15 protein-coding genes are annotated in these 18,932 nt (G+C 53.8%); 7 read left to right on the top strand and 8 right to left on the bottom strand.

Annotated elements, in window-relative coordinates; all coding sequences use genetic code 11:
• Positions 1-197: 197 nt before the first annotated feature.
• Complete coding sequence (locus ABD931_RS07280) at positions 198-1,259, top strand: BamA/TamA family outer membrane protein (RefSeq protein WP_345265461.1); 1,062 nt, start codon at positions 198-200, stop codon at positions 1,257-1,259.
• Between the two features lie 4 nt (positions 1,260-1,263).
• Here ABD931_RS07280 and ABD931_RS07275 read toward each other — a convergent pair whose 3' ends face one another.
• On the bottom strand, positions 1,264-1,890 hold the full coding sequence (locus tag ABD931_RS07275) for a phosphatase PAP2-related protein (RefSeq protein WP_345265459.1): 627 nt from the start codon (positions 1,888-1,890) through the stop codon (positions 1,264-1,266).
• Positions 1,891-2,111: 221 nt separating this feature from the next.
• Here ABD931_RS07275 and ABD931_RS07270 point away from each other — a divergent pair, with 221 nt between their 5' ends.
• Complete coding sequence (locus ABD931_RS07270) at positions 2,112-3,125, top strand: fatty acid desaturase (RefSeq protein ID WP_345265457.1); 1,014 nt, start codon at positions 2,112-2,114, stop codon at positions 3,123-3,125.
• A gap of 136 nt (positions 3,126-3,261) precedes the next feature.
• Here ABD931_RS07270 and ABD931_RS07265 read toward each other — a convergent pair whose 3' ends face one another.
• From ABD931_RS07265 to ABD931_RS07245, 5 genes are all read right to left on the bottom strand, one after another.
• On the bottom strand, positions 3,262-3,792 hold the full coding sequence (locus tag ABD931_RS07265) for a Rad52/Rad22 family DNA repair protein (RefSeq protein ID WP_345265455.1): 531 nt from the start codon (positions 3,790-3,792) through the stop codon (positions 3,262-3,264).
• 90 nt (positions 3,793-3,882) lie between these two features.
• A complete protein-coding gene (locus tag ABD931_RS07260; protein WP_345265453.1) occupies positions 3,883-4,503 on the bottom strand; it encodes an SgcJ/EcaC family oxidoreductase in 621 nt (206 codons plus the stop codon).
• Between the two features lie 293 nt (positions 4,504-4,796).
• Complete coding sequence (locus ABD931_RS07255) at positions 4,797-7,739, bottom strand: hybrid sensor histidine kinase/response regulator transcription factor (protein ID WP_345265451.1); 2,943 nt, start codon at positions 7,737-7,739, stop codon at positions 4,797-4,799.
• Between the two features lie 139 nt (positions 7,740-7,878).
• The gene (locus ABD931_RS07250) at positions 7,879-8,823 is read right to left on the bottom strand and encodes a class I SAM-dependent methyltransferase (RefSeq protein WP_345265449.1); all 945 of its coding nucleotides are present in this window, start codon (positions 8,821-8,823) and stop codon (positions 7,879-7,881) included.
• Between the two features lie 63 nt (positions 8,824-8,886).
• Complete coding sequence (locus tag ABD931_RS07245; RefSeq protein WP_345265447.1) at positions 8,887-10,089, bottom strand: acyltransferase family protein; 1,203 nt, start codon at positions 10,087-10,089, stop codon at positions 8,887-8,889.
• 193 nt (positions 10,090-10,282) lie between these two features.
• Between ABD931_RS07245 and ABD931_RS07240 the strand changes: the two genes are divergently transcribed.
• The 5 genes from ABD931_RS07240 to ABD931_RS07220 all read left to right on the top strand — a co-directional run bounded on the left by ABD931_RS07240 (position 10,283) and on the right by ABD931_RS07220 (position 14,139).
• The gene (locus ABD931_RS07240; protein WP_345265445.1) at positions 10,283-11,125 is read left to right on the top strand and encodes a C40 family peptidase; all 843 of its coding nucleotides are present in this window, start codon (positions 10,283-10,285) and stop codon (positions 11,123-11,125) included.
• Positions 11,126-11,192: 67 nt separating this feature from the next.
• Positions 11,193-12,824, top strand: a complete 1,632-nt coding sequence (locus tag ABD931_RS07235; RefSeq protein ID WP_345265443.1) for an ABC-F family ATP-binding cassette domain-containing protein — start codon at positions 11,193-11,195, stop codon at positions 12,822-12,824.
• A 181-nt stretch (positions 12,825-13,005) separates the two neighbouring features.
• Positions 13,006-13,212 (top strand): hypothetical protein, encoded by a 207-nt coding sequence (locus tag ABD931_RS07230; RefSeq protein WP_345265441.1) that lies wholly within the window; start codon positions 13,006-13,008, stop codon positions 13,210-13,212.
• Positions 13,209-13,601 carry a type II toxin-antitoxin system VapC family toxin gene (locus ABD931_RS07225; protein ID WP_345265439.1) on the top strand — a complete coding sequence of 131 codons (393 nt, stop codon included), beginning with the start codon at positions 13,209-13,211 and terminating at the stop codon, positions 13,599-13,601. The genes ABD931_RS07230 and ABD931_RS07225 overlap by 4 nt, the downstream gene beginning before the upstream one ends.
• Before the next feature lie 109 nt (positions 13,602-13,710).
• On the top strand, positions 13,711-14,139 hold the full coding sequence (locus ABD931_RS07220; protein ID WP_345265437.1) for a DUF4143 domain-containing protein: 429 nt from the start codon (positions 13,711-13,713) through the stop codon (positions 14,137-14,139).
• A 557-nt stretch (positions 14,140-14,696) separates the two neighbouring features.
• Here ABD931_RS07220 and ABD931_RS07215 read toward each other — a convergent pair.
• Both ABD931_RS07215 and ABD931_RS07210 read right to left on the bottom strand, forming a co-directional pair.
• Complete coding sequence (locus ABD931_RS07215; RefSeq protein WP_345265435.1) at positions 14,697-18,263, bottom strand: choice-of-anchor tandem repeat GloVer-containing protein; 3,567 nt, start codon at positions 18,261-18,263, stop codon at positions 14,697-14,699.
• Between the two features lie 249 nt (positions 18,264-18,512).
• Positions 18,513-18,668, bottom strand: a complete 156-nt coding sequence (locus ABD931_RS07210) for a hypothetical protein (protein WP_345265433.1) — start codon at positions 18,666-18,668, stop codon at positions 18,513-18,515.
• Positions 18,669-18,932: the final 264 nt, after the last annotated feature.

Here is an 18,932-nt window from a genome sequence, read left to right as displayed (position 1 = left end):
AATGAGATATTAATACCTTTCCTCTGTAGCGGTTTTTTCATATTTGGCTCCCGTTTTTTTATTATTGCGTAGTCTTGTGCTATTGTTTCTTCTGACCTGCCGATGTAACCTATCGACTTTCAGGGGATTAGGCCATACGGACCTTCTCTATATCGATCGTGTTACCGATTAAACGCCGAATATATCATCTTTACCTGGTGGCTTTTATTTTATTTAGTTACCGGAGCATACAAGGTCAGCCAGATACCACCCGCAGCCACCGCAGCGCCCTGATTCTGCCCCTGGTGTTGCGCTCTATCGAGACCGACTGGTCGTTCGGTGTGGCGGGTTCATTTACATTCCGGCTCAGCAAGGCCGACACACTGACCCGCACCTCCAACCTGCAGACACTGGCCCTGTACTCGGTACGGCGGCAGTTTGTGACGGTTATCAACGGCGCTACATACTTCCCCGGCGAACGGTACATTCTGAACCATCAGTTGTCGTATAGTTATTTTCCCGATAAGTTCTGGGGTTTGGGCAAGCAGGCCCCCGACAGCAATGAAGAGAACTATATTTTCCGGCAGTATTATGTCTACCTCCACCTCCAGCGGCTGCTGGGCCGGAAATTGTTTGCGGGCGTTCTCTACGAATACCAGCGGCTGCTGGAGATTGATTACCTGGCCGGCGGGTTATTTGACCAGCAGGATGTTACAGGCCGGTACAGCTACGCGGTTTCGGGGCTGGGGATGAGCCTCACGTATGATACCCGCAACAACGCCTTTGCCTCCGACCGGGGCACCTTGATGCAGTTTTCCTTTAACAACTTTGTTCCTCTGCTGGGCTCTGATTTCCGGTACACCAACTACGTGATTGACCTCCGCAAGTTTATCCCCTTCTACCGGCGGCAGGTGCTGGCCCTGCAGGCCTATGGGTACTTCACGGCCGGCCAGGTGCCCCTACGGAGTCTGGCCACTCTAGGCGGGGCTACCAACATGCGCGGGTATTACGACGGCCGGTACCGCGACAAAAATCAGCTCGTATTTCAGGGCGAATACCGCGTGCCGCTGTTCTGGCGACTGGGCGCGGTGGTATTCGCCAATGCCGGTAACGTGGGTAGCCGGCTCAGCGAACTCAACCTACAGGATGTAAAGTACTCTTATGGCGGAGGGCTACGGCTTGCGCTCAACAAAACCGAGCGCCTGAACATCCGCGTTGATTACGGCATCGGCCGGGGTACCTCACGCGGGTTTTATTTTCAGTTGGGCGAAGCTTTTTAAGGGGTTAGCTACCCGGCTGGTAGTCGGCAATTTTTTTACCCAGCAGGTAAACAAGATACGTGCCGAGGGGAGCCGCCAGCACATCAACGGTATAATGTACATGTTGCACCAGCAGCATAACACCCACCAGCATGGTACCAATCAGCGCCAGTGCCTTATCGGTCTGCCGCCGGAGGCACAGATACATCAGAAAAATCGTTGAAGTATGTCCCGAAAAGAATAAGTCGCGGGTTACAAAATCGGCACCGTAAAAAGAGTTGCTGATTGGGTCGACGAGTTCGATCAGGTTTACGGGCGGGTCCAGCGCCACGGCCGTGATGGTCACCATCCGGGTGAGTGTCACCAGTACGTAGGACCACAGTAGCGTAAGCAGGATTTCCGGATCACGAAAGGCCCGTAAGACTGTTAGTCCTGCAATGCCCCAGATAATGGCGAAGATAGGGATAGAAACATCATGGGCGGGCAGGGAATCCAGTACCCAGTCGTTCAGTAACACACCCCGCCTGTTTTGAATATACTGAAAAAAGAAAGGTAAGGCCATTAATACCAGCACCAGCAGCACCACACCTGTTATCAATTTTCCACGATACGCCGGCGACTGCCAGGCTCGTTGCCAGTCTGTTCTAATCAAATGCGTATTCAAAGCTTTTACGAACCGTCATATTGGTGTATGGAGGGTAACCACGCTATCCGGCCTTTCGGTTCCGAATTGGCTAAAAAGATGCCTATACGGTGGTGCCCTTTGCAGGAAACCTATGGTGGTCCGGATAAAAACGCATACTTTTATCAGTTAAAACCGCAACGGACATTCTATAGTTTAAGTAGAGTGCCTGATTGCACCCACGACACGATATGAGGAATAAGCCCAATAACTTTACCGTTGTAAGCGGCACCGAGCCGCACCGCATCCGCACCCGGAAAATCATTAAGGCCCATCCGGAGGTCAAAAAACTTATCGGCAAAAACCCCGCTACCTTTCTAATCATTCTGGTTTGCGTGGCCTCCCAGATCGGCATTGCCTACCTGGTACGCGATGCCGCCTGGTACTGGGTACTGGGGGCCGCCTACCTGGTCGGGGCCTTTTTCTCCCACACGCTGTTTGTGACCATTCATGAAGCCGCGCATAACCTGATCTTCAAAAAGCTCTGGCAGAACGTTGCCGCCGGCATTATCGCCAACTTCCCGTCGGTCATCCCGTCGGCAATCTCGTTCAAGAACTTCCATTTGAAGCACCACGTCTTTCAGGGTGTTCACGAACTGGATGCCGACCTTCCCGACTGGTACGAAGCCCGGCTGATCCGCAACTATTCCATCGGCAAAGCCGTCTGGCTGCTGCTGTTCCCCTTGTTTCAGGGTATCCGCACCATCCGCTGCCGCGAAGCTGCGGTGCTCGACAAATACGTCATCAGCAACATCGTGGCTCAGTTGGCCTTTGATGTGGCCATTGTATATTTCTTCGGCTGGGCGGCCCTGGCGTATCTGTTCCTGAGCTTCTGGTTTTCGGTGAGTCTGCACCCGCTGGGAGCCCGCTGGATTCAGGAGCATTACCTGACGCTGGACCCCAACCAGGAAACGTACAGCTATTACGGCCAGTTGAACGGCGTCAACCTGAACGTAGGTTTCCACAACGAACACCACGACATGCCGTCGATTCCGTGGAATAACCTGCCGAAGCTGAAAGCCACGGCTCCGGAGTTTTACGAGCCGCTGCTGGCCCACCGGTCATACACCCGACTGCTGTTCCGGTTCCTGTTCGACCAGGAAATCAGCCTGTTTTCCCGCATCGTGCGTAAGGAGCGTGGCTCGGTTGCCATCACCGATCCCTCAACGCCGGATGTCATGATGCTGCAAAAGCAGGAAGCATAACTGTTATTTTGGATTTCGGATTTTCTGACGGGGAGCTGCGTAATATGTAGAATGACTGTTGGACGTTGACGATTCAGTGATAAAGAAGAAGGGGAACACCGTGGTGTTCCCCTTCTTCTTTATCACTGAATGCGGATTATTTCTTTGCCTGCGACTCCCGCAGCACATACACTTCCCGGTCCAGGGTGCCTTGTCCGGCGGCCGTGACAAGCCGGTCCAGAAGGCCATAGGCCCAATCGGGAATAAACTTACCCTGGGCGGTATCGCCCGTGCGCTCGATCATCACTTTGGGGTAGTCGTATAATTCCCGGCCAAGCCCGAACTGCACGGCGGCCCGTTTCATGGCGTCGCTGATACCGCCTTTGACCGGCTCAATATCGGTGCGGTTGGCCCCGTCCATTTTGCTGACCACCTCCCCACCGGGCAGAATCACCGTGATGGTGCAGAGAAAGCCGCCGTCGATTTCTTTAATTTCGTTGCGCCACCGGTCCCAGCCGAACTGCTCATCGAACCGCTGCATCACGCTGCGGTTGGTAATGTACGGAACCACAATCAGTTTGCTGTTGTCTTTGGTGGTACTCACAATCCGCCACTCAATTTCAGACGGTTGCAGGGGGGCCAGGAGCTTGTCTAATTTGTACGAAGAGTCTGTTGTTATACTGTCCATGTAGTCGTTGTTTATCGGCGCAAAATAACCCTTTTGACGCAGAAAACCGCGATTTGTAACGGAAGCCCGGCTACTTTTCCGGCCCGCCCCTCAGGCCTCAACCACCACCTTTCCGCGTCGGGCAGGCTTTCGCCACCGTCGCCAGCCGAGCCGGACCAGCCAGGAGACGAGCAGCGTAACCAGGACCGTAGCCGCAATGGTCGCCCACTCACCGACAAGGCCGTCGGAGGTACCCTGCCAGTGAACAAACTTCCATTGGCCGTTCTGCCGCACCCAGCCTTCGGTATGGCGCACCCGCGCCAGCATTATGGGACCCGCGTAATATGCCGACCAGCCGGTAAGCAGGGCCGTGTTATCGTCAAGAAAGCGAAATTTAGTATCGCCGAGTTTGTAATCAACAGATAGATTGAGTCCTTTGAGCGGTGGAGCTTTTTTACCCATCCGGCGCATCAGAGCCACCTGTCCGACACGGCCATCCATGAAGCTTCCGTCATGGTTGATGGTGTAGTACTCTGGAGCCAGCAACCGCTCAAAGGCATCGGCATCGCCGGTCATGGCCGCATCGAACATCTGACGTTCCAGTACACGAATGGCCTGCTCGTCGGCGGCATGGTTCTGGGCCCCGGCGGATTGGGCGGAAGCCGTCAGGCTACTACCCAGGAAGAACACCATTGCCCATACGGTACACGTTGCCAGTTGTTGGAATTTCATAATGATCTAGATTTTGCTGATACCGGCAAGGTAAGCCAATGCGCGGCTACTGTATTGTAAATTTGAGACATTTTTACGCTTTTGAGCAACCGGTAAAGCGTTGATCTACCGGCTGTACAGCAAATCGGCAAATTGAAACGCATGGTTGGTCCCAATACGGCAAAACGCGGATATCTATAATGTATTGGCCAATGTAGCGGTTCGCAGCCTTTAGCGACTGACTGACAGGCTGCCTCCGCATTAAAGTTAGCACAGCACAGGAGGTTTGTCAACCCGCTGAGCCAGATAGTGTCTTACCCGGTCACCATAAACTCACTCGGCGTCTGCTGGTAGAACTCCTTGAAAATAGCTGCAAAGTGGCTGGGGCTGTCGTACCCGACCAGATAAGCAGTTTCGGAGACATTGCGCCCGCTGCGCAGCAGTTCGGTAGCCCGGCGCAGGCGGTACCGGCGAATCAGCTCCTGCACCGTCAGATTCGTCAGCGCCGAAATTTTGCGGTGCAGCGTCCGGCGGCTCATGCCGATGGTCACGGCCAGTTCATCTACGCCGAATGTACTGTCGTCCAGCCGCTCCTCAATCAGTCCATACAGCTTCAGCAGGAAAGGGTCGGTCAGCGGCTCGGTTTGGCTGGGCTCCCGGGCCGCCATGAGTTGCCGCTGGAAATAGGCCTGGAGTTGCTGACGGTGCATCAGCAGGTTGCGTAACCGCAATTGCAGTTCGTCGGTGTGGAACGGTTTGGTCAGGTAGTCATCGGCCCCGTGGGTCAGACCCTCCATCCGGCTCTCCTCCCCCGTGCGGGCCGTGAGCAGCACCACCGCTATATGATTGGTGCTCTGATCAGACTTGATTAACTGCGTTAGGGCAAAGCCGTCCAGCACCGGCATCATTACATCACTGACCACCACGTCCGGCACCTCTTGCTGCACCAGTTCCCAGGCTTCCATGCCATTGGCGGCTGTAACGACCCGGTAGCGGTCGGCCAATTCGTCGGCGATAAACTGCCGGAGTTCGGGATTGTCTTCGGCGACGAGTACCAGCGCCCGCTCATCGGTAAGAACCGGCTGCGGGAGTTCGCTCCCGTGCGTTGCCGCAGGCGAAACAGCGGTACGATCCGTCTCCGCCTGCGGTTCGGAGAATAGCGCGTGGGGCTGCAGGGGCAAGGTAAGCCGGACGGTAGTGCCGGTACCCGGTTTACTGGCTATTGTGATTCGGCCGCCCAGCAGGTCGGTAAGTTCTTTTACCAGCGCGAGGCCAATGCCGGAGCCTTCGTAGTTACGTGTAGCCGAATCGTCGACCTGATAAAACCGGTTAAAGATATACGGCAGCTTCTCCTCAGGAATGCCAACGCCCGTATCGGCAATCTCCAGCATGGCCTGATTATCGGCAACGTGTAAGCGGACCCGGACTTCGCCACCGGCGGGGGTATATTTGATGGCGTTGGCCAGCAGGTTGGTAATCATCTTGGTCCACTTATCGGTATCCAGCCGGCAGACTGCGTTGCCCGCGTCACTCGCCCACAGCAGCCGGATGTGTTTGGTTTCCGCCTGGGGCCGGAACAACCCGATAATATCCTCTACCAGCCGGCCGGGACTACTCACCGACTCCACTACCGTCATCTGCCCGGCGTCCAGCTTCGAGAGGTCCAGCAGTTGGTTGATCAGCGACAGCAGTTGGCGGGCGTTGCGGCTAATGACCGACAGCAGCGGCCGGAACTGCGCCGGAAAGCCGGTATCCGCCAGTAGTTTATCGACCGGCGACAGAATCAGGGACAGTGGTGTACGGAACTCATGGGTCAGGTTGGTCACGAAGCGGGATTTTACCCGGTCCTGCTCGCGAAGCTGGTCGGCCTGCCGGGCCAGCACCAGATTCTGCTGCTGGACCTCTTCGGTTCGGTTGCGGACCTGTTGTTCGAGCCGCTCGTTTTCGCCGGCCAGCAGTTGCTGCTTCTCCTGCTCCTGCGCCAGCGTTTTCCGGGAAAGGGCCTGTACTTCGGCCAGTTTCTCGGTCAGTGAGCGGTTGGTACGGGCATAATCGAGAGCCAGCGACAGCGAAAACGAGCCGGTGAGCCACAGCAGGCAACCATTATACAAAATATCCATAGCCAAAGCATTGGTCGGCAGCACATTGAAAAAGAACAGGTGGTATACCAATGTAAGCAGATAAAACCCAACCCAGCTCGCCTGACTCAGTTTCATGTCGACCACACCCCGTTTTATGCCTAGCCGGCTAACCCGTACAGCATCAGCAGAAAGCAGGAGAACATATACCGGTACAAAATAGAGACCGTAGCGAGGAGACCAGTGACTGGCAAAGACGCACAAAAGCATAAATACGGTCACAAAAATAAACCTGAGGCCAATTCGTTGCCGGGCAAAGGCATATACAGCCCTAAGCGCCCACAGAAGCGCTTGTGATTCCAGCAAATTGGATATTGACTCGTACAGGAAAACGGAGACACCCTGGCGGGGCATAAACGCAAATTGAAAGTAAAGGACAAACACCAGGGATAAACTGAGTGAAAATACACTGTAGTACAGGTTTGTCTTCCGAAGTGGATAAACTACGTAAAAAACCAGGTGCAGTATTCCCAGAATCAATAAAAACCCTACTTTGGCAAACTCCCGAAACGTCACATAAGACCGCTCCGAAATGAGATTGTTCACCGCATTTTCCATCCGCTGCAATCGCATCACGAGACAGGGGTTACCCATCCAACCGCTTAGCCGGTAGGCCAGGTTTTGTTTAGTGAATGAATACCGAACGGCAATTACGACATCAGGATGATTCAACCCAGGAAAGGCAAGCGGTACATTATTCGGGTTATAGATAAGCTCCCTGGACCAATCGGCACTTACCCTTCCCAGCCGGTGAATGAGTTTCCCATTGACGTAGATTTCGGACGCACCAGATTGCGTAATGAGCACTGCCAGAGGCACGTTTAGGATCGATGAATCCAGATGAAGATGCAATCGGAACCAGCCGATCTGAGCAGGCTGTAACTGAGTCATCTCCGTAATTCCCCTGGTTGGGTCCACTGGTTGCCAACGTTGGTCATCATAATCCGGGCGGGCCCAGGCCGGATTGTCACCGGCATGAAACCGCCAGCCCTGGTTGAGCAGGACACCGTCTGCCGGCAGCCGTTGGAGTGCCAATCCAGTTGGCGGCAAAGTTTGAGCGAATGCCGGCACAAGCGCCCCCACCAGCAGCAGGTAATACAGGAGCAGATGTCTATTCATGGGGCAGTAAGTAAGCGCTAAAACGTTTCAGCAACAGCGGCTTATCGAATATCCGGTTTTTCTCCGGAAAATGTATACTGGTCTTTCGGAATCAGGTCCTACCCAACGTTTGTGGCAGGACAAGACCTGTTGGGAATGGTTATGGCTTGTGTGCAATGGTAACGAGCAGCACCGGATTGATAAGCCATAGAAAGGCGAAGTCTGTCTGCCCGGCCAGTACCTCGGGCGTGTGGCTGGGAAACAGCTTTAGGAGGGCCTCGACATCGGCTTCCGTGCCACCCCCAGCCTCCATGGCTTCTATCAGAAAGGCGCGGTAGCTGGGTTCTTTAGCCATAGCCTCCCAGCCCTGCAACTCTTCCAGGGCCATGCGGTCGGCCATCCGGTTGTAAGGCGGAAAAGCGTGCGTGACATGGTCATTGATGCGGACATCGGCAATCCTAAACCCCGCTTTGTAGGCCAGAAACGGAACCCGTCCACCCAGTTGCATGTCTCCCTGTCCCAGAACCCGATAGCCTTTCACAATCAGTTGCCCCAAACGCCCCTGTTCGCTTAGCTTTTCGTCATCAGGCATGATATTGCCGGCTTCAATGGGCATATCGGTAAAAAGCAGGTGAAACTCAGCCGCCATAAAGGTACCGCCGGGCTTCAGCACCCGGCTCATCTCCTGAACGGCTCGGGCGGGGTCGCTCAGGTGAATCAGCACCGTCTGACATACGGTGGCATCAAAGCTGTTGTCGGCGAAAGGCAGTTGCATAGCGTCTCCCTCCTGAAACTGAACGTTGGCCAGGCCAAGCTGCCGGGCCTGCGTCTGGGCCGTTGTGGTGAGCGACTCGGTCAGGTCTACACCGACAAACTGCACATCCGGCAGGTGACGCGCCAGCAGTAAAGTCAGCGCCCCGGTACCGGAGCCCACGTCCAGTACCCGGCTGCCCGGTTTCAGGTCCAGCAGCGGCAGCAGAATCTTCGTAAAGTAATCGGCATTCCAAAAGCCATTCAGGCGACTCTCCAGGAGTTTGGCTTCGCCGGAGTTGTTCCACAGGTCGGCATGGGGATTTGAATCGGTTTGCGTTGCTTGCGTTTCCATGTGTATTGAGGTGTTTACAGATTATTAATCGTTGAGGATGAGACCTGTCATCAGCGTCCGGTGTCAGGAAAGTACCGCATCGGACATCGCCTGGGCCGTGCGACGCGCCTGGTTGCGGGCATTCAGGTAGCGCCGGGCCGGCACTTCCACAAACCGGTAGGTCAGCGCCGATACCAGCAGCGTAGCGACCACCAGGGTCGCACATTGCAGCCAGCCATCTGCATAGCTCATTTTGTAATAGCCAAAGCCGTCTATACTGGCAAGCTTCTTCGGATTGTTCAGCAGTATCAGACAATAACCGGCATACACAATCGGAATATGCACCATGTAAATGGAAAAAGATAAGTTACCCAGGTATTGTAAAGGTCTGGTTTCCAGGATCCGCTTTGCCGAACTGGCATTATGAGCAGCCGCCAAAATGACGGGCGGAAATAGCGCCACAATCAGTAAATCACCCGCGCCAAAGTGCATCAGCGTCAGGACACCTCCCAAAAACGCTATAAAGGACCAATCGCTTTTCAGGATTTTACAGAAAACCCGCTCCTGGTATAATCGGTACAGGAGCATTCCCAGCGTAAACCCGGCCACACAACGCAAAAAGCCAAAGTCACCGGTCATGTTCAGCGTCGGCGTAGCCGTCATTAACCCCAGTTTAATCCAAAACCGATTAGCCCAGTGCGGAGCGATGTAATACACCAACGCGAGATACATGGCGGCAATAGCCAGCAACAGGATCAGTTTGCCAACTATTCTCAGGTTCAACAACGGCCGCACCAGCAACGGAAACAGGAGATATACCCACCACTCGGTACTGAGTGACCAGGCAGGACCGTTTAGCGGTGGCTCCGGAAATACGTACATCGACTGAATCAGTAACAGGGAAGCCGGAATGCCGCTCAGGTTGAAAGCCGGCTGAAAGTTTGGCATAATACCGTCGGCCAGCGCCTTTATGCCCAGAACCAGCCCTACGCATACCCATAAAGTAAAAAAGTGGAGCGGATACACGCGGGCAAAACGAGCCAGCACGTAGGTTCGGTAGGAACGCCATTCCAGACGCGTCTCAAACTGGGTGCCGTATACATGAGATAGTATAAAGCCGCTCAGAATAAAGAAGAAATCGACCCAGAGCCAGCCGCTCTCAATTAAGCTAGTGACATTCGGGTCGACAAGGGGAGCCACATAACGGGTTGAATGAAAGACTACCACCAGCAGGGCGGCTATACCGCGCAGGGGCGTCAGGGTAGACAGATACGGAGACGAGTTCATGAATATGTTGGCTTAGTTGACACCGGCAATATTCAGTACCCACCCGCAAACCGGCTGCTGATTCTGGGACAAATGCTGGCGGTTTTGAGACAACCCAGGCTAAATGGCCCTTTTTAGCCTCTTTTTGCAGTCCCTGAGAATATCCTACCCAAATAATAGGGAATGAAAACGGATGCCTGTGCGTTTATATCATATGCGAACTCTTGTCTTTGTATGTCTGCTGGCGTTATTCGGCCGGGCTGAAGCCCAGACGACGGCGCAGGCATTTTTCACCAAATACCAGGCGCAGCTAAAGCAACAGTTTGGCGGTCTGGCCTCGGATGCGGAACTGAAACTGCTGCTCAGCCAGATTATCGACCAGAAAAACCTGGCCGCCGACTATAACGACTATTACAATCCGCCCAACCGTGAGCCGCTGACGCACCTGATTTTTGGCCGGCGGAAGGGTGAAGCGGTTCGTACCCGCCTGACAGGCATCAAACTCAGAGCAGAAAACAGACAACAACTCCAGAGCCTGTTATCCGCTCCGGATTATACCGAATTGATTCGGGTGAAAGACCGGTTGGTATACCCGCTGCTCCGATTTGTAGTCCCTAAAACAACGCCAACGCCAATTGTGGTGGGCAAGCTCACGACGGGTCAGCAGATTGCCGTTTATGCCTACCGGTATTTAGGCGTCCAATACGGTCCGTTGGGAGCCGGCACCTATAACCCCCGAACCGATACCGGGCGGCTCGACTGCTCGGGACTGGTGAATCTGGTGCTGCGCAATCTGGGTATTACTTATCAGCGCGGCTCCGGCGCTAATGCCGTGAGCGGCCTGGTCAACAGTCCCGATTTTGTGACGGTGCAAGGGGTGCCTCAACCGGGCGATCTGCTCATCCGCCAGCAGAAAGGCGGCAATTTTTCGCACGTGGGTATCTACTCCGGCAACAACAAACTCATTGAAGCCCCGTATTCCGGTACGGTGGTTCGTACAACCGATTATAAACCGGAGAAATGGGCGCGTATCATCCGCTATACCGGCGGGAAATGACTAACCGCAGCCTGCTTTTCTCCCTAAAAATCCGTATCTTTGCGGCTGAATTTCAAGGAAGAACTCAATGATCAGTGTATCCAACGTCTCTCTCCGCTACGGCAAGCGGGTCTTGTTCGACGACGTTAATATCAAATTTACTCCCGGCAACTGCTACGGCGTCATTGGTGCCAACGGTGCCGGTAAGTCAACGTTTCTGAAAATCCTGTCGGGCGAAATCGAGCCGCAGACGGGTTTGGTCAGCATCTCTCCAGGCGAACGGATGTCGGTGCTGAAACAGAACCAGTTTGCCTTCGATGAATTTCCGGTCCTGCAAACGGTGATCATGGGCAATGAGCGCCTGTGGGAGATTATGCAGGAAAAAGACGCCATTTACATGAAGGCGGACTTTACGGAAGCAGATGGCAACCGGGCGGCCGAACTGGAGTCGGAATTTGCCGAGATGAACGGCTGGGATGCCGAGTCCGACGCGGCTTCGCTGCTGAGCGGTCTGGGCATTAAGGAAGACCTGCACCAGTCGCAGATGGCCGACCTGAACGGTTCCGAAAAAGTCAGGGTGTTGCTGGCACAAGCCCTGTTTGGTAACCCCGACATTCTGCTGCTGGACGAACCGACTAACAACCTCGACGTTGAATCGAGCATCTGGCTGGAAAACTTCCTGGCCAACTTTAAGAATACCGTGATCGTGGTTTCACACGACCGGCACTTCCTCGACCAGGTGTGTACGCATGTCGTAGACATTGACTTCAGCAAGGTGAAGATGTACGCGGGTAACTATAGTTTCTGGTACGAATCGAGCCAGTTGGCGCTGAAGCAGCGGCAGGATCAGAACAAGCGCGTAGAAGACAAGCGGAAAGAACTCGAAGAGTTTATCCGGCGCTTCTCGGCCAACGCATCCAAGTCGAAGCAGGCCACCAGCCGCCAGAAGCTGCTGGAAAAACTGACGATCGATGACATTCAGCCGTCGTCGCGAAAGTACCCGTACGTGAACTTCAAATCGGAGCGTGAGCCGGGCGATCAGATCCTGACGGTCGAGAACCTGACCTATACCGCCGAAGACGGCACCCGGCTGTTCGAGAACCTGTCGTTCACCATCAACCGCAACGACAAGGTATTCTTCTACAGCCGCGACGGTCTGGCCGTAACCGCCCTGTTCGATATTCTGGCCGGTGAGCGCAAAGCCGACTCGGGCAGCTTCAAGTGGGGCATCACCATCACCCCGGCCTATTTCCCGAACGACAACGGCCGTGACAAGTACTTCCAGAACGACCTGAACCTGGTCGACTGGCTGCGGCAGTTCTCGGCCGAAAAAGACGAAAGCTTTATCCGGGGCTTCCTGGGCCGGATGCTGTTCTCCGGCGAAGAGTCGCTGAAGAAATCATCGGTGCTGTCGGGAGGAGAAAAAGTACGGTGTATGCTGTCGAAGATGATGCTATCCGGTGCCAACGTGGTGATGCTGGACGAGCCGACCAACCACCTCGACCTGGAATCCATCACGGCCCTGAACAACGGCCTGATCGACTTCAAAGGCCCGGTGCTGTTCACCAGCCATGATCACCAGTTTGTGCAGACGGTTGCCAACCGCATCATCGAAATCACCCCGGTAGGCACCCTAGACAAGCTGATGACCTACGACGACTACCTCACCGACGAGCGCGTCAAAGCCCAGCGGGAGGAGATGTACGCGGCAGTGGCGTAAAGAGAGTTTGCAGAACTATACAGAGGGAAGATAATACGGCTTTTGCGGTATTATCTTCCCTCTCTTTGTTTAGATTCAGTTGTTATCTATCTTGTGTAGCAACTCTATTAGTTAAGGTTTCAAACAGCTCTCCCGAAAAAGCTGTTGGTACGAATATAGGATTGTTAATAAAGTAAGAGCTATGGAAACCGTCACAGTCGAAATTATAAACAGCAAAGCGTATCGGCTCCTTGAAGATTTAGAGGCTTTAAATGTGATTCGGCTCCACAAACCCGACAGCGTCAAAATAGCCGAAACACCAGAGTTTGGCTTTGCTAAAGATATGATCAAGCGCATTGACGACGATTTCAATGAACCCTTGTCCGAGTTTTCTGACTATATGCCGTGACCAATCCCGTACTGATTGATACACATGTGCTGCTTTGGTATGCTAAAGGCGATAGCCGCCTTGATCCTGTTGTCCGTACATTAATTCGTGATCCTCAAAATATACCTTACATCAGCAAAGCCAGTTTGTGGGAGATTACCATTAAATCGTCCCTGGGCAAACTGGATTTAGAGGTATCATTCGATGCTTTTTTAGACGAGCTTCCCAAACAGGGATTCCAGTTTTTGGATATTGAACCAGCAGACCTTCGCATTTTGTATACACTGCCAATGCATCATGGTGATCCCTTCGACCGACTCATCATTGCACAGGCCATTGCTCACTCATGGCCGGTCATTTCGGATGATAGCAAATTCAAGCTTTATCCGGTTAAGATAATTACCGGTTGAGTTGCTGGTGAATGAAGCAGGTATTAAAGAAGTAGATGATTTGCTGACCCGTATTGAATACGGCGTTTACTGATGCTGCACCCAGAGAACAGTACAAATCCGGACAAATTTGCAATCGGATTGCAAATTTGTCCGGATTGTATTATATGTAGCCGTCAATACCGCCAAAGCCTGGCTATCGGTGCTGGAAGCCAGTTACGTGGTGTATCTGCTGCCGCCGGTAGTCAGTGAAGTTCTCAAGCACTATTACAACCGGGGACAGCCGGCTCCCTGTTACTACTGGCAGGATAAAACCGGCCGCGAAATTGATTTGCTCCTGGAGACCGACACCGGCTTACTGCCCCTGGAAGTCAAATCTGGCATGACGCTGAACCCGGACTATTTCGATCAGCTTCAGTACTGGAACCGGTTGAGCGGTAACACGCCCGCCAATAGTTATGTGCTTTACGGCGGCACCTTACTACAGCGTACATCGATGGGTACATGTGTCCCCCTGGCCGAACTGAATCGGCTGTTGACCAATGGGCAGTTACCCTGACAGAATTTTCTCACCAACAAACAGCAAAAAGCAATTCGCTTGCTGATCGATCACCTGTACCGCAACGCGATACCGTTCGGGACTTCTCGCGTTCTCCTAGGGCAGTCAGGAATCACCGACGCCGATTTTGAAACAAAGCCTAATTGGTTTTAAGAATATAATTGTGCGAGCCATTTAGGCTTGCCCCTACAGGGCAGTGGTATATTCGCGAACGGTGACATAACTATAAACCGCTGACCCCTCCGGGGTACTTAAATATCTTTTGCTACCCCGGAGGGGTCAGCGATTTATAGCACCTGCTTAAATATCTTTTGATACCCCGGAGGGGTCAGCGGTTTATAGCACCTGCCGATTTGTGCGCTGCTCGCTGCCCTGTAGGGGCAAGCCTAAATGGCTAGCATAATTATTTAAAACCAATTAGGCTTTTTCAGATCATCGGCACCCTTTATATCTCAGAGCTGTGAACGCATACTATACGCGGGCTATAACCAGAAACAGGAGCACCGGTGGCGTGCAAAACACCTGCTACCGGCTCTCCTTTCCGGCTCCGAAACAAGCTACGGCTTGATTATCTTCTTCGTCTGACTCTGCTCCGGTGTACTCACCCGCAACAGCAGCAGACCAGCCGGCACATTACCAATATCCAGCCGCTCGGTATGCTGTTGGCTTTGCACTTCCAGCATCTGTTCCGACACGATTCTGCCTTTTGTATCCAGCAATTGCAACCGCACCGGCTTCTGAGCCGCTCCCTGTATCTGCACCGACACCGAACTGGTGGTGGCCGGGTTGGGGTATACCTCTATCTGCAACGGTGCCGATACTTCCGCGTAAGAGATACCAATTCGGGCAGGAGTTGGATCAGCCATAACCACCGGAGCGCTATTGCTTACCGTGAGGGCAAAGGCGGTAGAGGTGACACTGCCGCAGTCGCCCGTTACTACACAGGAGTAACTACCGCTGGCACTTACCTTCACATTGCTGAGTTTCAGGGTAGTGCTGGTTTGTCCCCCAATTTTGCTGCCATCCTTGTACCACTGGTATTTCACATTACTACCAGTGGCAGATACCGACACAACTACCGTTGACCCCGGCCCTACCACAGACGCACTGGCCGGCTGGGTGAGGATAGCCGTAGCGGGATTAACCGTAAGCACAAAGGCGGTAGAGGTTACATTGCCGCAGAAGCCGCTTACCACACAGGAGTAGCTACCCGCGTCAGCAGCCTGCACATTTACCAAATTTAATGTGGCGGTTGTCTGACCTTGTACCAGCATTCCATTCATATACCATTGGTACTGGAGACTGGTACCCGTGGCCTTTACCGTAGCCGTGGCTGTGCCACCCGGACAAACCGCCAAACCACCGGGTGGCTGCGTGGTAATGGCGGTCGGCTGAGCCGTTGAGAGCACCATCGTTGTCGACAGTGCAGACGAGCTACAATCGCCGGTAATGGAGCAGCTATAGGTTCCCGCGTCTCTGGCCTGCACACCGGCGATGGTGAGGGTAGCAGTAGTCTGGCCCGTAATCCGTTTGCCGTCTTTGAACCACTGGTATTGCAGATTGCTCCCAACGGCACCAACGGCCACCGTATACGGTGAACCGATGCAGGTTGTAACACTACCAGGCAGCGGATTAGTAATAGCGGTTGCGGGCTTAACACTAAGCGCAAAGCTTCCCGATGTCACACTCAGGCTGGCAGAACCGCACAGACTGGTTACCACACAGGAGTAAGAACCGGCATCGCCCGGTTGAACATCGGTCAGCGACAGCGTAGCCGCTATCTGACCAGGTAGCGCATGGCCATCTTTGTACCATTGGTATTGCAGGTTGGTTCCGGTAGCGGTGACGCCGGTGCTGACGTTCGTTCCGGCACATACGGAAGAAGCCGAGGCCGGTTGCGTTGTGATTTGTGGAGCAGCCACCGATGTGCTGCCACCAATGGTCACTGTTGCCGAAGCAGAACAATTGTTGTTGGCTGTCACAGTGACGGTATACGTGCCGGGCTGGTTCACGCTGGCCGTGTTACTGGTGGGGTTCTGGGCTACTACTCCGGGACCGGCAAAGACATAACCGGCAGCATCTGCCGGCGAGGCAGTCAATACTACAGACGGTGTGGTACAGCTCAGATCACCGCTCTTAGCCAGACTGGCGGTTGGAGCAGCGGTATTACTAGTTACCGACGTGGTGGTACCGGTTATACACCCCGCACTGTTAGTAGCCGTTACCGAATAGAGGCCGGGGGTGGATACAGTTGCCTGATTAGGCATGCCGGAAACGGGAGTAGCTCCGGCACTAAAACTGTAGGCGGCCAAACCGGCGGTGGCCGTGAGGGTCACACTCGTTTGTGCGCAGGTCAGCGGACCGTTGTTTGTCAGGGATAGGACCGGGTTGGCATAAACGGTGGCCGTCACCGAAACGGCCGGACTGACGCAGCCCTGATCGATGGTCCGTACGTAGTAGACGTAACTACCCGCCGACGCAGGTGTAGAGACAGGGCTCCCCACGGTAGGGTTGCTGAAGCCGGCATCGGTGCTGAACTCGACCTGCCCCGACGCGGCCGTGGCCGACAGACTAACCGCTGTTCCTTCGCAGGCCGTTAGCTGGGCCGGGGTATTGGTGACTGTCGGTGAAGGTGGCATACTGGCCGTAACGCTTACGGCGGCACTGGTTGAACACCCACCCGAGGTCACGGTGACGGTAAACGTTTGCACCCCGCTTTGCGAAAGCGTGGCACTTACCGCCGACGTAGTAGCCGGTTGGCTCAGATTGACGCTGCCGGGCCCCTGCCAGGCAAAACCGGGTGACCCACTGTTCCCTGTAACAACCGCCGACAGGCTGACGGCAGAGCCCACGCAGGCCGTACCGGAGGAGACAGTAGCCGTGGCGGATAGGGCGCACGCGTTGAACACTAAAAACTGCCCGTATAGGGGCCTGCCCCCATTTGACGCCCCGGCAAAGTCAATAATTCTGGTATATGCATTGTTGGAGGGATTGAAAGAAAAAGCTGTTCCCTTACCAAAACTTCCGTCTTCCTGATTCATCCCGTAAAGCAGATTATTGTACAGGGTCAGTGAGCCTGAAGGAGTAGTTCCATTTGAATTCAAATTTGTAAATGTCCGGAGCCCCGAATAGGTATTGTCGGCGGGATTAAAAGAGAATAATACCCCGAAACCACCCCCTCCCTGTGACGTCAGGCCATAAAGCAGGTTATTATACACGGTCAGTTGCCCGTAAGGAAACCCACCTGTACTACTATTGTTGAAATTGTAGAGCGTCGAAAAGCTGCTGGTGGCCGGATCATACACAAATAACGTTCCGGCATTATTGCTGCCTCCGCCATTGGTCATGCCGTAGATTTTATCGTTATATACTGTTACTGAATTAGTAGGATTAAACCCATCGTTGCCGGAAAAAGTGTGCAGCCTGGTATAATTACCATTCTCTGGATCATAGGAAAACAAAACCCCGGAATTGCTGCTGTTGCCACCGCCGAACGTCATGCCGTAAAGCTGGTTGTTATACAGTGTGAGCGACCCCCGTGGATTGGTTCCATCACCCTGAAGAACCCCATTCACCACCTGATTAAACGTAAAGTACGTAAGCGGACTATAAACATCATTGGCCGGATCATAACTAAACAGAACCCCGGCATCTGAAGCACCTCCGAGTCGGGTCATCCCATAGAGTTTATTACCGTATACCGTCAGCGACCCATGGGGATTGGCACCAGGCGTACTGCCGGAGGTGCCGGTAAAGTCCCGCAGTTTGAGGTAAGTGCCGGTTACCGGATCATAACTGAACAGCACACCAACTCCATTAGCCCCTCCACTGAAGGTCATCCCGTAGAGTTTGTTGTTATACTCGGTTAACGACCCGTTCGGGTTTGCTCCATCCGTCCCGTTAAAATCATATAGCCTGGTGGAATTTCCGTTGGCGGGGTCATACGCAATAATGACCCCCTTATTACTGGTTCCGCCTTCTGAGGTTAAGCCGTAGAGCTTGGCTTGCCCGACGGCCGGATTTGCCCCGATCCATAACAAACCGAAAAGCAGCGCGAATAGTCTGCCAGGCGACGGCTGATTCCATAGCGAAATCCAGCTCCGCCGAGGAGTAGAAAGTAGCATACAGGAAAAATTTAAGTGCTTGTAATAGAGGAATTAAGTTAGAAAAAGAAGTAACATAAACAACTGATTACCAAAAATTTAACCTTCATTAAAAAGGGCATGGCCGGCTGGACAAGTGCCCTGTCTGTCTGACCATACCTCTATTGGTATCAGGTAGCTATCTGAACACTCTTTAACGGATTGGTTTATACGAAGCCCTCGCCGGGCCGGTTGTAAAATCCTTTCGGGATAGCGTGGTCGATTATTTGCTCAAACCCACCCCCGGCCAAACACCTGCCCGACCGCATTGCCCTGCCAGATTGGGGTGAGGGTAGCTGTGTGGTGATGAACAACGGGCAAAGCATACCGGTCTCCCGCAGCCACCGCGACCGGCTGGTCGAGCGCTTCGGCTGGCTTTAAAGGCAAAAGAGCCCTGGGTTCAGCCAGTAGGAATGAGGCCCGGGTCGAAAGAAAGCCGTAGAGACTGCCCGACAAATTGGGGTGGCTACCGGCTTTACTACTGATGCTACCCCGTAAGCTTCCCGGATTTTTGCTGCTTACCAACGCCGACACGGGGTAATCTACCAATCCCGACGCAAAATCCCCCTGGGCATCCAGCGTATTTTCCCTTTCCGGAACGGGGCAATTCCCATTGAGGACCGGTGAAAAGTTGAGGTACTTTGACCTGAT

The sequence above is a fragment of the Nibrella viscosa genome (assembly GCF_039541875.1).
Classification (GTDB): domain Bacteria; phylum Bacteroidota; class Bacteroidia; order Cytophagales; family Spirosomataceae; genus Nibrella; species Nibrella viscosa.
This window is presented reverse-complemented; position numbering and strand designations above follow the sequence as displayed.

Excerpts from the sequence above, each read along its gene's own strand:
- ABD931_RS07270 (WP_345265457.1), top strand. The coding sequence starts at position 2,112 with ATGAGGAATAAGCCCAATAACTTTACCGTTGTAAGCGGCACCGAGCCG.
- ABD931_RS07240 (WP_345265445.1), top strand. The coding sequence starts at position 10,283 with ATGCGAACTCTTGTCTTTGTATGTCTGCTGGCGTTATTCGGCCGGGCT.
- ABD931_RS07215 (WP_345265435.1), bottom strand. The coding sequence starts at position 18,263 with ATGCTACTTTCTACTCCTCGGCGGAGCTGGATTTCGCTATGGAATCAG.
- ABD931_RS07245 (WP_345265447.1), bottom strand. The coding sequence starts at position 10,089 with ATGAACTCGTCTCCGTATCTGTCTACCCTGACGCCCCTGCGCGGTATA.
- ABD931_RS07265 (WP_345265455.1), bottom strand. The coding sequence starts at position 3,792 with ATGGACAGTATAACAACAGACTCTTCGTACAAATTAGACAAGCTCCTG.
- ABD931_RS07235 (WP_345265443.1), top strand. The coding sequence starts at position 11,193 with ATGATCAGTGTATCCAACGTCTCTCTCCGCTACGGCAAGCGGGTCTTG.
- ABD931_RS07255 (WP_345265451.1), bottom strand. The coding sequence starts at position 7,739 with ATGAATAGACATCTGCTCCTGTATTACCTGCTGCTGGTGGGGGCGCTT.
- ABD931_RS07250 (WP_345265449.1), bottom strand. The coding sequence starts at position 8,823 with ATGGAAACGCAAGCAACGCAAACCGATTCAAATCCCCATGCCGACCTG.
- ABD931_RS07230 (WP_345265441.1), top strand. The coding sequence starts at position 13,006 with ATGGAAACCGTCACAGTCGAAATTATAAACAGCAAAGCGTATCGGCTC.
- ABD931_RS07260 (WP_345265453.1), bottom strand. The coding sequence starts at position 4,503 with ATGAAATTCCAACAACTGGCAACGTGTACCGTATGGGCAATGGTGTTC.